A 14,766-nucleotide genomic window follows, 5' to 3' on the forward strand; every position below is an offset into this window, starting at 1 on the left:
GGGGTCCCCTCCCAGTCAGGGTGATGTTCTGCCGGTACAGGTATGCCCGTTCGTTCCTCGCCGAGACATGTAATGTAACCGTTTTCGTACGCCGGGACGAAGACCTGAAAGGATCGGCGCATGAACTACCTGGCCGCCCTGGAAGACGAGGTCCGCGAGGCCGTGGCGCACGCGGCCGGGTCCGCCGCGCCCGAGCTGACCTACACGCTGTACCGGCAGTTCGGTGACACCGGGTACCGGTACGGCTACGAGCATCCCTATTTCGAGCGGCGCGGGCGGCTGGTCGCGGCCGGTGCGGCGGCGATGTTCGACGTGCGCGCGGGCGGCGCTGACGGCGCCGACGGCACGGTCAGCGCGGACGTGCTGGCCGTCCTCGCCGACGAGCTGTGGCGGGTGTGCGACGAGTACACCTGGGCCCTGCCCGCCCACGAGCATCACGCCCGGGACGGCGACATGCGGCGCTGCGTCGACCTGTTCGCCGCCGAGACCGCGCACACGGTCGCGGAACTGATCGGGCGCTTCGGGAAGCAGCTGCCCGAGGACGTGACGATGCGCTGCCGCGAGGAGCTGCTGGACCGGGTCTTCATCCCGTTCGCCGACGACCAGCGGCCGATGGCGTTCGAGGCGATGACGAACAACTGGCTGGCCGTGGTGGCCGGCGGCGTCGGGATGGCGGCGTTGGCCTTCTTCCCGGGCGACGCCAAGCGGTTGGCGATGATCCTCAAGCGCGCGCAGAAGTCCTTGCGCCGCTTCATCGAGCACTACCCGGAGGACGGTGGCTGCTCGGAGGGCATGGACTACTGGGTATACGGGTTCGGATACTTCGCCTACTTCGCCGAGGCGTGGCGGGAGCGCGGCGGCCCGGATCTGTTGCTGGACAAGAAGATCCGGGAGATCGCGGCCTTCCCGGCGCGCGTCGGGTTCGGCGACGGCCGGTTCCCCAGCTTCTCCGACGGCTCCGAGAACGCGGAGATCCCCACCGGGCTGATGTCGCGGCTGGTCGAACGGCTCGGGGTGCCGGTGCCTTGTCTGGCAACGGTTCCGAGCCTGGCATCAGACTTCTGTCATCGATGGCCGCACGTCGCCAAGAACATCGAGTGGACCAGCGAGCGGGTCCTGGGCAAGCCGGTCAGTCCGGGCGTGTCGTATCTGCCGGATCTGGCGTGGGTCGTGGACCGGGGCGCCGAGGCGGAGTTCGCGGCCAAGGGCGGGCACAACGACGAGTTCCACAACCATCTGGACGTCGGCACCTTCATCCTGCGGGGCCACGGCGAGACCTTCCTCGCCGACCTCGGCGCGGGTGAGTACAACGCGGACTACTTCGGGCCCGAGCGGTATAAGGACATTCATACGGCCGCCGAAGGTCACTCGATCCCGCTGATCGACGGCCGGGGGCAGCTGCCGGGGGCCGAACACGCCGCGGAGGTCGAGCGGTTCGCCGACACCGGCCGGGGTGCCATCCTCACCTTGGATCTGACCAAGGCCTACGAAGTCCCCGGGCTGCTCGCGGTCGGCCGCCGCTTCACCTGGCAGCGGCATGGCAGCCTGGCGGTGGTCGACCGGATCGAGGCGGACCGCCCGATGCCTTTCGAAGAGGTCTACATCAGCCGGATCCGGCCGGCGATTGAGCTGGCCGACCGGGTGGCCTCGGAGCGGCAGTCGACCCGCGGCGTGGCTTCCGATGGCGCGGCTCGGGAAGGTGAGCCGGCGGTGGGCGGCCCTGTGCCCGACCGCGTGGTCTGGGAGGGCGAGAAGGCGCGCTGCGTGCTGACCTTTCCGGCCGCCATGACCCCCGAGCTGGAGACCATCGAGACCACCGGTCATCGCGGAGAGCTGGAAAGCGTTTTCCGGCTTCGGCTACGATGCTCCCTCGAGGCTGGTGGCAGCCGGCTGGAGTCCGTGTTCACCGTCGAGCGCAAGGAGCGTTGATGGCCGGCGCGTTGGATGTCCCCGAGGACCGCGAGCTGTCCGGGTACACCGGCTGGACGCGGGAGCACTGGCTCACGCAGGCCGACTACCTGCTGGATTCGCTGAAGCCGTACGCCTCGCCGCACTCGGCACGCTTCGAACTGCCGGGGCGGCCCAGCGTCTCGGGCTTCGACTCGGACGCGCTGGAGGGCTTCGCCCGGACCTTCCTGCTGGCGGCTTGGCGGATCGCCGCCGACCGGGGGCGGGGACCGGTCGCCGAGGACCTGATCGCGCGGTACTCCTCGGGCCTCGCGGCCGGTGCTGACGCCGCGCATCCCGAGTCCTGGCCCCGGATCCCGCAGGGCCGGCCGGGACAGCCGATGGTCGAGGCGGCGTCGATCGCGCTCGGTCTGCACTACACGCGCGAATGGCTGTGGGACAAACTGGACACCCGGGCTCAGGGGCTGGTCGCCGACTGGCTCGGCGAGTTCGTCGGCAATCCGACCTGGCCCAACAACTGGATGCTGTTCCAGACGGTCAGTGAGGAATTCCTCGCCTCGATCGGCGCGCGGTATGAGGAGTCTGAGATCTTTCGCGGTCTCGACGCGACTGAGGAGTGGTACGTCGGCGACGGTTGGTACACCGACGGCGCCGGTCGCAACTTCGACTACTACATCGGCTGGGCTATGCATCTGTATCCACTGCTGTGGACACAGATGGCCGAGGGCGGCGCGCGTAACGACCGTGCGCTGTCGGCGCGCGAGGTCTACCGGGACCGGCTGCGCCAGTTCCTGGAGCGCTATTTCGACTTCTTCGGTTCCGACGGCGCGCCGATCCACCAGGGCCGGTCGCTGACCTACCGGTTCGCCACCGCCGCGCCGATCTGGATCGGGGAGATGTTCGACTGCTCCCCTTACGGCGCCGGGCTTTCGCGGCGTGCGGCCAGCGGCGTGCTGAAGCACTTCGCCGAGCACGGCGCCCCGGATTCGCGCGGCCTGCTGACCATGGGCTGGCACGATCCGTTCCCGCCGATGGTGCAGAACTATTCGGGCCCTGCTTCGCCCTATTGGGCTTCGAAGGGCTTCATCGGGCTGATGCTTCCGGCTGACCACAGGGTGTGGACGACGCCGGAGTCGCCGCTGCCGGTGGAAGCCGGCAACTTCCAGACGTCCATCGTGCCGGTCGGCTGGGCGCTGAGCGGCACCAAGGACGACGGCGTGGTCCGGTTGCTGAACCACGGCAGCGACAAGGCCCGGCACCACACTCCACCCTTCGACCAGCACACCGACGTCTTCTACGCGCCGCTGGCCTTCTCGACCGTGACCGCGCCGGACACCGCCCCGGAGGCGTGGGCCAAGCGGGTCGGGAACCAGGTCACGCTGATCGCGCCGGACGGCCGGATCTCCTCGCGTGCGGTGATCGAGCCGGGTCTGGCCGCTGACGGGCACGTCTCGTCGTCGTACGTCCCCGGCTTCGAGACCGAGCCGGGCGGGGCGGTGCTGCCCATCGAGGGCACGGAGATCTCGACCAGGGTGTTCGTGAAGGACGGCATCGAGACCCGGGAGCACTCGGTCACGGCGCCGGCCGGGTGGACGGTACGCGAGGGCGGCTACCCGGTCGCCGGCCCCGAGCAGCCGGTGCGGGGCGAGAAGGAGACGCGGCCCGGGGCGTTCGCCGTCAACGACCTCGGGGTGATGTCGCAGATCGAGGCGCTGAGCGGATGGACCGCGGCCGGGGTGGACGACGAACTGGGTGCCAACGCGCTGGGAGCCTTTTCGGCGACGCCCTATTTGACCGCCGAACATCCCGGCGGCACCAAGAGCTACCTGTCCGAGGTCAGGGTCTATCGGCTCCCCGATGAAGATGACGACGGGAATGAGGGCGTGGAATGAGCTGGCCGTTGGCGTTTTCCACACTGGGCTGTTCCGGGATGCCGTTGGCGGACGTCGCGGAACTGGCGCGGTCCACCGGGTGGCTCGGGTTGGAGCTGCGGGCCGCCGATGACGAGCCGGTGCATGTCGGGTTGTCGGCGCGGGAGCGGGCCGCGGCGCGCGAGGTGCTGGAGTCCGGCGGCGTCACGGTGTTGGCGGTCGCGTCTTATGTCAAAGTGGCGAGCGGTGCGGTCAGCGATGACGAGTGCGTCGCCGCGACTTTGGCACACGCGGAACTCGCACGGGATCTCGGGGCGCCTTACGTGCGCGTCTTCCCCGGCGCCGAGGAGCCCGGGGCCGAGGCGGACGCGCGTGCGGTGCGTCGGCTGAACGCCGCCGCGGCACGGCTGCCCGAGGGCGTCGCGATCCTGTTGGAAACCCACGACAGTCATCCACAGGGTGTGGATATCGCGCGGGTGCTGTCTCAGGTGTCCGGTGACGTCGGCACGATCTGGGACGTCATGCATCCGTGGCGGACCGGCGAGCCGATCGCCGTGACGAAGGAGGCGCTGGCGCCGTATCTGCGGCACGTGCAGGTCAAGGACGTGCTGTCGCCGGAGGAGCGGAAGCCATTGCCGTTGGGCGAGGGCACGATTCCGCTCGGCGAGTTCTACGCCGCGCTGCGCGAGTTGGGATATCAGGGCTGGATGTCGCTGGAGTGGGAGTCGAAGTGGCACCCCGACGCGGTGCCGCTGGCCGAGGCGTTGAAGGTGAAGCCGGTCTTCGACTAGACGATTGGAATCAATCGGCTGGGCCCGCCGCGCGCTCACCGGTTGATGAGCGGCCGCACCGAATCCCGCAGCACGATGTGGGTGCCCAGCATGACGTGCTGGCTCGGGGCGGCCGGTTCGTTGCGGTGCAGGGCCAGCCGGACGGCTTCGCGGCCGAGTTCCGTGTGCGGGATGGAGACGGTGGTCAGCGCCGGATAGACGTCCTGCGCCTCGCGTTCGTCGTTGTATCCGATCACTGATACGTCCGCCGGCACTGACACCTTGGCCTCCCGCAGCGCCACGAGTGCGCGGGCGGCCATGTGGTCGTCCCAGGCGAAGACGGCGGTGAAGTCCGGCGGGCCGGCGGCGAGGCGCTCCTTGAGAGCGGCGTAGGCGAACGGCGGCAGCTGGCCGCCGACGATGATCAGGCCCGGGTCCTCCTCGATGCCGTACGCCGCGGTGGCGCGGCGGTAGCCGTCGAGCCGGTCGCGGGTCGTGGTGTTGGCCGGGTCGCCGCCGATGAACAGGATCCTGCGATGCCCCTGGGACAGCAGGTGGCCGGCCGCGGCGAAGGCGCCGCCGGCGTTGTCGTATTCGACCACTGTCACGGGCAGGTTCTCGCCGGGCGAGGGACGTCCGCAGACCACCAGGCGCGAGCCTGCGCTGTCCAGCAGCCGGGCCAGCCGGGCCATGTGCTCGCGGTACTCGGGGGTGTCGACGACGCCGCCGACCAGGACCACCGCGTCCACGTTCTGCTCGCGCAGCGTCTCGACCAGCTTCACCTCGCGCTCCGGGTCGCCGCCGGTGGTGCTCACCATGCACAGCCGGTCCTCGGCCATCGCCTGCTGCTCCACGCCGGAGGCCACGCGGTTGTAGAAGGGGGAGGTGAGGTTGGACAGCAGGACCGCGATGGTCTTGGAGCGGGTGCCGGCCAGGGCCCGGGCGTGCGCGTTGACGACGTAGTCCAGGTCGCGGACCGCGCGCAGGACCTTGGCGCGGGTGGCGGCGGCGACCGGGTAGTTGCCGGTGAGGACCCGGGAGACGGTGGCGACCGAGACTCCGGCGCGGCTGGCGACGTCGCGGATGGTCGCGGCCCGGCCGTGAAGGGAATCGCCGTCGTTATGGGGTCGTCTCGGCACGGGGAGAGAATACGTTTTCTAAAGGGCTTCGCCTAATCATCCCGCAAAAGCACGGCCAGCTGCGTGCGCGATCGGACGCCGAGCTTTCTGTAGACGCCGGTCAGAACGGATTCGACGGTTTTCACCGACAGGAACAGGTTCGCGGCGATCTCGCGGTTCGGCAGGCCCTCGGTGACCAACGCGACGATGCGCTGCTCCGCGGCGGTCAGATCCGGCGCCGGTGCCTCGCCGACCACTTCGGCCGGTTCCCACAACGGGGCCTGCGCGCGTCGGAAGACCGCCTCGGCCTGGTCGTGGAAGTGCCGGGCGGAGGCCGCGCGGCGCCGACGCTTGTCGATGTTCGAGCGGGTCAGCAGGACGCGGCCGCGCTCCAGCGGCAGGCCGAGCGTGCGGAAGGTGTGGTCGGCGCGGTGCAGGAGGGCTTCGGCGCGCGGGTGATCGCCTTGCGCCGCCTTGAGGACCGCGTCCGCGCGGTCCAACGTGGCCAGGACTCCGCGCCGTCGCAACCGCTCGGCTTCGCGCCGGGCGTCGGCTATCACGGCTGCGGCTTCGTCGCCTTGGCCGAGCGTCACCAGCACTTCGGCCAGGTCGGCGTGGAAGCGTACGGCTGACGGGTCGACGAGGCCCTGCTCCTCTACCAGGGTCCTGACTCGCTGGAGATCGTCGGCCGCCGCGGGGGTGTCGCGCAACAGGACGTGAACCATGCCGGACAAAGCGAGGCAGCGCGTGAGGAAGATCTGGTCCTGCTCCTGCGCCGAGGCGGCGGTCCCCCGCTCGGCGAGGCGCAGTGCCTCCTCCAGCGTGCCGCCGGCCAACTGCGCCAGCGCGGATGTGAAGAACGCCGGGCCGGGGGAGGCGCGCTCGGCGCCCGGGAGCTCTTCGAGCCGGCGTGCGTTCCGGATCGCGGCGGCCCCGTGCCCCGCCCGCGCGTCGATCTCCACGGACCCGCGCAACAGCAGCGCGCGGTCGGCGTGGCTGCCGCTGCGCTCGGCGTGCGGCGTGAGCTGGCGGAGGTGGTGGCGCGCCTCGTCGAGCTGGTCGGCGAAGAGCGCGAAGCGGACCGACAGCCAGCGCGGGGAGTTGAGCAGCGCGCCGGGCACCGGATCGGAGCTGAGCGCGAGTGCGCGGCGCAGCACGCGCGGGTAGGACGGCTCGCCGAGCAGCTGCTCGATGCGCGCGAGCATGACCAGCGCCGCCGCCCGCGACTCAGGATTCTGCGAGAGCTCGGCGGCCCGCACCGCGGCCCGGGCGGCATCATGCGCGCGCCGGTTGTCGCCCAGCGCGAGGTGCGCGTGCCAGGCGACCCGCAGATGCACAGCGGAGAGCAGCGCCGGATCCGCGGCCGCCTCGGCATCGGCCAACGCCCGGCCGAGGAGGTCATCGAGCCCGCCCACGGCCTGCCCGGCGGCATCCACGACCGCGAGCCGAGCCCGCGCGCGAGCCAGATGATCGGACTCGGTGCGATCAAGCCGCGTGACGGCGGTGCGGGCCAGGTGCGGGCGGCCGGCGGCTGCGGCGTCGGTGGCGGCGGCCAGGAGGAGGGCCGAGACGGCGGTGGGGCTGGGGTTGGGTGGTGAGGTCGGCGGGATCGCCGGTTCGGGCTGTTGCTCGGCGGTGGGGGTGGCTGCGGTTTCGTCGCGATGCTGCGCAGGGTGTTGCTGATTGGCGGTGGGCGCGAGGTTGCTGGGCGGAGCCGGTGGTTTCGCAATTTGCTGCTGCTGCTGCTGCTCGGCGGCGAGTGCGAGGTCGCTGGGCGGAGCTGGTAGTGCGGCGTCGAGGTGCTGGGCAGGCTCGCTTGCCGCCGAAGCCTGCGCGGGGTCGGCGGCGGTGCGAGGTGAGCGCTCACTGGCAAGCTGCTGATTGGCGGTGGGCGCTGGGTCCCGGGGCGGAACTGGTCGCGTTGTGGGGGCGGGCTGTTGCTCGGCCGCCGGCTTGTTCGCCGTCCCGCTGACCGGCGCGGGCAGCGGCGCCAGCGATCCGTCCGCCGCGCCCGCCTCATCCGCGTTACCCGTCTCACTTGCCTCATCCCGGGCCGGCATCATCTCCGCCGCCAGCAGCCACAACTCCGCCGCCCGTCCCGGGTCCCCGCGCCGTCGCACTGCTCGCGCCGCGGCTGCCAGCTCGGATGCGACCCCCAGATCCGGGTGGTCGCGGGCGGCTGAGGCCCGGTGCCATAGGCGCGCTGTGGAGTCGGTTGCTGTTTCGGCCAGAAGTAGGTGCACTGTGCGGAGCGTTTCTTGTGATGCGTCGGCGAGGACCGTGTCGCGGACCGCGGTGGCTGGGAAGGAAACCGTTCCGTGGACGTCGACCGCGATCAGTCCCGCCTGCTCCGCGCAGGCCAGTGCTTCCAATGTGTCCGGTCCTGCCGTGCGGCGCAGTGTCGGTATCGAGGGGTCGGCGGCGAGTGCGGTGATCAGGAGTGTGCGCCAGATGCCGTCCGGCGTCGGCAGTTCGTCGATCCAGCCGCGGACGCAGCGCCGTGCCGCTGTCGGGGTCGTCACCACGTCCAGTGCGCCGGATGACGCGTCCAGGCCGCGTGCGATCTCGACCGTCAGGCGCGCGTTGCCGCCGGCCGCCGCGTGGACGCGGGCCGCGACGCGGAGGCCGATTCCGCGTTCCTGGAGCAGGGTCGCGGTCTGTTCGGCGGTGAGTGCGGGGACCGGTAGTTCGATGGCGTCGCGGCCGAGGAAGTCCACCGGGCCGCCGGGGCGGGTCGCCGCTACGACGGGGATTCCGTGGCGTGCGAGGTAGGCCAGGGCGTCGAGGCTGTCCGGGTCCCACCATTGGGTGTCGTCGGCTAACAGCAGGACGCGCTTGGTGGGTGGCGGCGCCGAATCCACGCATGCCTTTGCGGCTAAGCGGATCGCCACGCGGTCTGGTCGGCCGGGTATTCGGCGGAGCGCCTGGCGTACCGCTTCCAGCCAGAGGGCGGGGAGGCCGGGTGCTTCGCAGAGGAGGTCGGCGAGGGCGGCGAAGGGGACTTCGTGGTCGGTGGGGGCGGCGGTGAGCCAGATGACGTGGTCTTCGCGGGTGATCCAGGGCTCTGCGACCGCGTCCAGGAGGGCCGACTTGCCGCGGCCCGGCGGTGCCGACAGGACCGTGGGGGCGCCGTCGGCGGCGCGTGCGGCCAGGTCGGCGACGAGCTCCCGGTGCCCGATCATGTCAAGTCCTTGGCGGTCGCGATGCCGGTGACGGCCGCGGGTGCCGGATCCGGCGGGGTGCGGCGGTCGTTCGGGGAAGATTACGCCGTGATTGTCGTCGGTCACAAGGGGTCCCGTTGTGTTTCCAGCCACGCCACTGTGATTGAGAGCCGGCTATGAAGCGACACATCAAGGGTTTCCCCAGATGCGGCTCCGCCTGCACGGTGTGCAGCCTACGGAAACGCGGATTTTGTGCGACCGCATAAACGCCGTCGGAAACGCCGCCCCGACGGGGTGGAGGCGGCGAACGCGGCGCCACGTTGTTGGACGACGTGGCGGCGTTAAGTGATCAGCTCTCTGCGACCGAGCGCGGCTCCGGCTCCCTCAAGCCGGATCCGCGCTCGTCGTCGGGCGGCTGTCAGATCCCCGAGGCGGCGCTGACCGCCTCGTGGCGGGCGCGGACGGTGGCGATGGTCTGGTCGCCGTCCGCGTCCCAGATCTCCTGGTTGAAGATCTCCACCTCGGCGGAGCCGGTCCAGCCCGCGGCGGTCACCAGCCGGCGCATCCGCGCGAAGTCGATGTGGCCGTCGCCGACGTGGCCGCGGCCCAGCAGCATGTCGGCCGGCAGCGGCACGACCCAGTCGCACTCCTGGTAGGAGTGGATGCGATTGCCCTTGCCGGCGCGGGCGATCGACGCCTCAAGCTCCGGGTCCCACCACACGTGGTAGGTGTCGACCACGACGCCCACCCGCTCGGCCGGGAACGCCTCGGCGATGTCCAGCGCCTGCCCGAGCGTGGAGACCACGGCGCGGTCCGCGCAGAACATCGGGTGCAGCGGCTCGATCGCCAGCTTCACACCGTGCTCGCCGGCGAACGGCGCGAGGTCGGCGATGCTCTCGGCGACCGCGGTGCGGGCGGCGGGCAGGTCCTTGGAGCCGAGCGGGAGGCCGCCGACCACGAGGACCAGGACGTCGGTGCCGACACCGGCCGCTTCCAGGACCGCCTGCCGGTTGTCGGCGAGGGCGGCGGCCCGGTCCTCGGCGGAGGTCGCGGTCAGGAAGCCGCCGCGGCACAGGCTGGTGACTTCGATCCCTGATCCGCGCACGATCTTCGCGGCGGCCTCGATGCCGATCTCCTGGACCCGGTCGCGCCACAGGCCGATCGCGGGGACGCCGCCCCGGACGCAGCCGTCGACGGCTTCGGCGAGGGTCAGGCGCTTCACGGTGGCCTGGTTCAGGGAGAGCTTCACGCGGTCACCGCCAGGGGTGCGATAGTCAGTAGACTGATATCGGTGCCGATGAACAGGCGCTCGCGCGGGCTCATGCCATCGCTGGCGCTGGCGCTGACACGGATGCTGTTGTTGTTGCGAGCGGGGCCGGCGGCTGAGTCCGAGCCGGCGGCCGAGTTCGGGCCGGCGGCCGAGTCCGGGCCGAGCGGCGCGCGCGAGTTCACGAGACCACTGCCTGGAAGCGCGCGGCGGCCGACTCCGGGTCGTCGATGACCCCGGCGATCTCCGCCAGCCGCAACAGTTCCGTCAGGTGCGCCGCGTCGCGGGCCGTCTCCAGGCCGCCGACCATGCGGAAGTGGTCCTGGTGGCCGTTCAGGTAGGCGAGGAAGACCAGGCCCGTCTTGTAGTTGAAGGTCGGCCTCTCGAAGATGTGCCGGGACAGCTCGACGGTCGGCGTCATCAGCCGGTCGTAGGCGTCCAGGTCGCCGCGGTCCAGTGCTTGCAGGGCCTGCGAGGCGGGGCGGGCGATGCCGTCGAAGATGCCGAGCAGGGCGTCCGAGTGGCCGTGCTCGTCGCCCTTGATGAGGTCGGGGTAGTTGAAGTCGTCGCCGGTGTAGAGGCGGACGCCTTCGGGCAGGCGGCGGCGCAGTTCGAGCTCGTAGTCGGCGTTCAGGAGGGAGACCTTGATGCCGTCGACCTTCGCCGGGTCGGCGTTGATCAGGTCCAGGACCGTGTCCATCGCCGTCGGGATGTCGGACGAGCCCCAGTAGCCGGCCAGCGCCGGGTCGAACATGTCGCCCAGCCAGTGCAGGATCACCGGGTTCGAGGCCTGATTCAGCAGCGATCCGTAGACGGTCAGGTAGTCCTCCGCCGACTTCGCCGAAGCCGCCATCGCGCGGCTCGCCATCAGGATGACGCGCGCTCCGGCGCCCTCGACCACGCCGAGCTGTTCCTCGTACGCGGCCTGGATGTCAGGGAGCGGATGTGCACCGGCGGCGAGCTGGTCGGTGCCCGCACCACACGCCAGCAGCGACGGCACGTTCGCCGCGTCCACCGCCTTCGCCGCCGCGCCGCTGCGCCGGATCAGCTCCTGGGTGGCCGGCCAGTCCAGTCCCATGCCGCGCTGCGCGGTGTCCATGGCGTCGGCGATGCCGAAGCCGAGCGACCACAGGTGCTCGCGGAAGCGCAGGGTGGCGTCCCAGTCCAGGACCGCGGGCCGGCCGGGGCCGTTGTCGGCGTTCGGGTCCGCCACGACGTGCGCGGCGGCGTACACGACCCGCGAGGTGAAGCCGGTCATCGCGGTGCTCACTTCCCGGTCCGGTCGAGCTCCGGCACGGCGATCTTGCGGCCCTCGCGCCAGGACTGCGCGCCGAGTTCGGCCAGCTGCACGCCGCGGGCGCCGGCCCACAGGTCGTGGCTGTACGGCGCGTCGGCGACCAGGTGCGCCAGGAACATCTCCCACTGCACCTTGAAGCCGTTGTCCATGACGGCGTTGTCCGGGACCTCCTGCCACTGCGCGAGGAAGTCCTCGGTCGCCGGGATGTCCGGGTTCCAGACCGGCTTCGGGGTGGCGGTGCGGTGCTGCGCCTTGCAGTTGCGCAGGCCCGCGACGGCGCTGCCGTGGGTGCCGTCGATCTGGAACTCGACCAGTTCCTCGCGGTTGACGCGGGTGACCCAGGAGGAGTTCAGCGAGGCGACGATGCCGCCCTGGAGCTCGAAGATCGCGTACGCCGAGTCGTCGGCGGTGGCCTTGTACTCCCGGCCCTGCTCGTCCCACCGGGCCGGGATGTCGGTGCGGGCCTCGGCGTAGACGCTCTGGACCGGCGCGACCACGTGGTCCAGCACGTAACGCCAGTGCGGGAACATGTCCAGGATGATGCCGCCGCCGTCCTCGACCCGGTAGTTCCACGACGGCCGCTGCGCCGGCTGCCAGTCGCCCTCGAAGACCCAGTAGCCGAACTCGCCGCGGACCGACAGGATGCGGCCGAAGAAGCCGGAGTCCACCAGGCGCTTCAGCTTCAGCAGGCCCGGCAGGAACAGCTTGTCCTGGACCACGCCGTGCTTGATCCCGGCGTCGTCGGCCAGCTGCGCGAGGCGGATCGCCTCGTGGAGCGTCTCGGCGGTCGGCTTCTCGGTGTAGATGTGCTTGCCCGCTTCGATCGCCCGGGTGATGGCCGGGACGCGGGCCTGGGTGACCTGCGCGTCGAAGTAGACGGTGACCGACGGGTCGGCCAGGGCTTCGTCCAGGGAGGTGGTCCACTTGTCCAGGCCGTGCCGGGCGGCCAGCGCCTCGATCTTCTCGGCGTCGCGGCCGACCAGGACCGGCTCGGGCCAGACCGTGCGGCCGTCGGGCAGGACCAGGCCGCCCTGCTCGCGGATGGCGAGGATGGACCGCAGCAGGTGCTGCCGGTAGCCCATGCGTCCGGTGACGCCGTTCATAGCTATTCCGATAGTCTCGCGCGTCATCGCTGCTCCCAGGGGGTCTGGCGGTCGGTTTGGGGTGGTCTGCGCGGTTCGCGCGCCGAGGGAGATCGATTCGTGATCCGCGGCCGGCCCGGCGGGCGCTGGAAAGCGCTTTCCGAACCTGCCCCGAGGCGATAGGTTACGAGCGTGTCCACGCAGCGGTCAACACCCCCGCCGGCCCCGCGCCGTGGCGGCGCCACCCTGCAGCAGGTGGCCGACGCCGCGGGGGTCTCGCTCGCCACCGCTTCGCGGGTGCTGAACGGCAGCACCCGGACCGTGAACGCCGAGCTCAGCGAGCACGTGCGCGAGGTCGCCACCCGGCTGCGCTACGTCTCGCACGGCCCGGCCCAGGCCCTGGCCCGGGCCACCACGTCGCTGGTCGGGCTGCTGGTCCACGACGTCAACGACCCGTACTTCTCGGCGATCGCCGCCGGCGCGATGCGGGTGGCCCGCGAGCGGGACCTGCTGGTGATGGTCGCGAACACCTACCGCGACCCCGCGTTGGAACTGGACTACATCACCCGCCTGGGCGCACAGCGGGCCCGGGCGATCCTGGTGGCCGGCTCCCCGCCGGTGGATCCGGCGCTGGCCGAGCCGTTGCGCGAGCGGCTGTTGGACTACCAGCACGGCGGCGGCCGCGTGGTGACCATCGGCGACCAGGGGCCGGAGATCGATGCGGTGCTGCCGGCGAACGCCGCCGGCGCCCGCGCGGCGGCGCTGCACCTGACCGCGCTGGGGCACCGGGAGATCGGCCTGGTCGCCGGCCCCGGCGGGCTGGTGACGATCGCCGACCGCTCCGCCGGCTTCCGGGCCGGCCTGATGGCGAGCGACAACGATCCGCACGGCATCGCGATCGAGGGCGACTTCACCCGCGACGGAGGCTACGCCGCGACCCGGCGCCTGCTGACCGAGCACCCCGAGGTGACGGCGCTGTTCGTGATGGCCGACGTGATGGCCGTCGGCGCGCTGGCCGCGCTGCGGGACGCGGGCCGCCGGGTGCCGGCGGACATCAGCCTGGTCGGCTTCGACGACCTGCCGATCTGCGCCGATCTGGTGCCGGCGTTGACGACCGTGCGGGTCGACACCGAGGGCATGGGCGAGCAGGCGATGCGGATGGTGGTGGCCGAGCCCGAGCTTTCCGGGGAGCCGGACGGGGCTGCTTCGGAGGTTGCTTCGGAGGCGGCTTCGGAGGCGGCTTCGGAGGCGGAAGATCCGTATCGCGGGCGCACGGTCGTGCACAGCGCCACGGAACTCGTCGTTCGGGGGAGCACCGGGCCGGTGACCTGAGCCGGTTCGCAGCACACGTATATAAGGGTGGGGATTTGAGTCTGCTCAGTGCCGAGGCTTCGGCTGCCGGCGCACCCGGAATCCTGGTCCCCGTCGTCCTTTCCGCGGCTTTCTTGCATGCGTGCTGGAACGCGATCCTCAAGTTCGTCCCCGACAAGCTGACCGCGTCACTGCTGATGACGGTGTCCGGCGGCGTGCTGGCTGGGCTCGGCGCGTTCGTGGTGCCGGTACCGGCTCGCGCGTCGTGGGTGCTGTTGCTGGTGTCGGCGGCGCTGCACGTCGGCTACTTCCTGATGCTGATCAAGACCTTCGAGATCGGCGACTTCAACCAGGTGTATCCGCTGGCGCGAGGGCTGTCGCCGGTGGTGGTCGCGGGCTTCGCGACACTGCTGGGCGACCCGATGTCGCGGCACCAGACCCTGGGCATCGCAGTGGTCTGCGGCGGACTGGCCACGCTGGTCTTCTCGGCCGGGCGGCCGAAACGTACGCAGGGCAAGGCCTTGTTCTGGGCTGCGATGACCGGGCTGTCGATCGCGACCTACACGGTCACCGACGGCGTCGCGGTGCGGCATTCGGGGACCGCGGCTGGCTACACGGCGTGGATGATGCTCGCGGAGAGCACGATGATGACGGCCGCGTGCGTGACGATCATGGTGCGCCGGGGTGCGGCGGCACCCGGCGGGCAGGACGCGGGACTGCGTGCCGCGCTTCGCCAGCTGAGCCGCGGCGATGTGGTGCGCGCAGTGATCGCCGGAGCGTTGTCGCTGCTGGCTTACGGCTTGGTCCTGTGGGCCCAGACGCGCGGCGCGCTGGCGGCGGTGTCGGCACTGCGCGAGACCAGCGTGATCTTCGGCGCGGCGCTCGGGTCGGTGTTCCTGCGCGAGCCGTTCGGGCGGTATCGGATCCTCGCCGCGGTGACGATCGCCAGCGGGATCTTGATTCTTGAGGCGGCGTAACGTC

The 14,766-nt window shown here is 71.1% G+C and carries 11 protein-coding genes; 5 read left to right on the forward strand and 6 right to left on the reverse strand.

The window, feature by feature from the left end; translation table 11 throughout:
• Positions 1-120: 120 nt before the first annotated feature.
• From KGQ19_RS01725 to KGQ19_RS01735, 3 genes are read left to right on the forward strand one after another with little or no spacing between them, the layout of a single operon-like run.
• The gene (locus KGQ19_RS01725; protein ID WP_212007247.1) at positions 121-1,929 is read left to right on the forward strand and encodes a heparinase II/III family protein; all 1,809 of its coding nucleotides are present in this window, start codon (positions 121-123) and stop codon (positions 1,927-1,929) included.
• A complete protein-coding gene (locus KGQ19_RS01730) occupies positions 1,929-3,800 on the forward strand; it encodes a DUF2264 domain-containing protein (protein ID WP_212007248.1) in 1,872 nt (623 codons plus the stop codon). The genes KGQ19_RS01725 and KGQ19_RS01730 overlap by 1 nt, the downstream gene beginning before the upstream one ends.
• Positions 3,797-4,570: a sugar phosphate isomerase/epimerase family protein gene (locus KGQ19_RS01735; RefSeq protein WP_212007249.1), complete on the forward strand. Its 774-nt coding sequence runs from the start codon at positions 3,797-3,799 to the stop codon at positions 4,568-4,570. Before KGQ19_RS01730 ends, KGQ19_RS01735 begins: the two co-directional genes overlap by 4 nt.
• A gap of 35 nt (positions 4,571-4,605) precedes the next feature.
• Here the strand turns inward: KGQ19_RS01735 and KGQ19_RS01740 are convergent, their stop codons facing one another.
• The 6 genes from KGQ19_RS01740 to KGQ19_RS01765 all read right to left on the reverse strand — a co-directional run bounded on the left by KGQ19_RS01740 (position 4,606) and on the right by KGQ19_RS01765 (position 12,522).
• Positions 4,606-5,688, reverse strand: a complete 1,083-nt coding sequence (locus tag KGQ19_RS01740; protein ID WP_212007250.1) for a LacI family DNA-binding transcriptional regulator — start codon at positions 5,686-5,688, stop codon at positions 4,606-4,608.
• A gap of 32 nt (positions 5,689-5,720) precedes the next feature.
• Positions 5,721-8,849, reverse strand: coding sequence for a LuxR C-terminal-related transcriptional regulator (locus KGQ19_RS50830; RefSeq protein ID WP_212007251.1), 3,129 nt, complete (start codon positions 8,847-8,849; stop codon positions 5,721-5,723).
• A 397-nt stretch (positions 8,850-9,246) separates the two neighbouring features.
• Positions 9,247-10,077 (reverse strand): sugar phosphate isomerase/epimerase family protein, encoded by an 831-nt coding sequence (locus KGQ19_RS01750; protein ID WP_212007252.1) that lies wholly within the window; start codon positions 10,075-10,077, stop codon positions 9,247-9,249.
• On the reverse strand, positions 10,074-10,280 hold the full coding sequence (locus KGQ19_RS01755; protein WP_212007253.1) for a hypothetical protein: 207 nt from the start codon (positions 10,278-10,280) through the stop codon (positions 10,074-10,076). Before KGQ19_RS01755 ends, KGQ19_RS01750 begins: the two co-directional genes overlap by 4 nt.
• Positions 10,277-11,353 carry a dihydrodipicolinate synthase family protein gene (locus tag KGQ19_RS01760; RefSeq protein ID WP_212007322.1) on the reverse strand — a complete coding sequence of 359 codons (1,077 nt, stop codon included), beginning with the start codon at positions 11,351-11,353 and terminating at the stop codon, positions 10,277-10,279. Before KGQ19_RS01760 ends, KGQ19_RS01755 begins: the two co-directional genes overlap by 4 nt.
• Before the next feature lie 8 nt (positions 11,354-11,361).
• Positions 11,362-12,522 (reverse strand): Gfo/Idh/MocA family protein, encoded by a 1,161-nt coding sequence (locus tag KGQ19_RS01765; RefSeq protein ID WP_212007254.1) that lies wholly within the window; start codon positions 12,520-12,522, stop codon positions 11,362-11,364.
• A 144-nt stretch (positions 12,523-12,666) separates the two neighbouring features.
• On the opposite strand from KGQ19_RS01765, the gene KGQ19_RS01770 reads away from it, so the two are divergent.
• Both KGQ19_RS01770 and KGQ19_RS01775 read left to right on the forward strand, forming a co-directional pair.
• On the forward strand, positions 12,667-13,806 hold the full coding sequence (locus KGQ19_RS01770; RefSeq protein WP_212007255.1) for a LacI family DNA-binding transcriptional regulator: 1,140 nt from the start codon (positions 12,667-12,669) through the stop codon (positions 13,804-13,806).
• 35 nt (positions 13,807-13,841) lie between these two features.
• Positions 13,842-14,762 carry an EamA family transporter gene (locus KGQ19_RS01775; protein ID WP_212007256.1) on the forward strand — a complete coding sequence of 307 codons (921 nt, stop codon included), beginning with the start codon at positions 13,842-13,844 and terminating at the stop codon, positions 14,760-14,762.
• Positions 14,763-14,766 lie beyond the last annotated feature (4 nt).

This window comes from Catenulispora pinistramenti (genome assembly GCF_018274385.1).
Lineage (GTDB): Bacteria > Actinomycetota > Actinomycetes > Streptomycetales > Catenulisporaceae > Catenulispora > Catenulispora pinistramenti.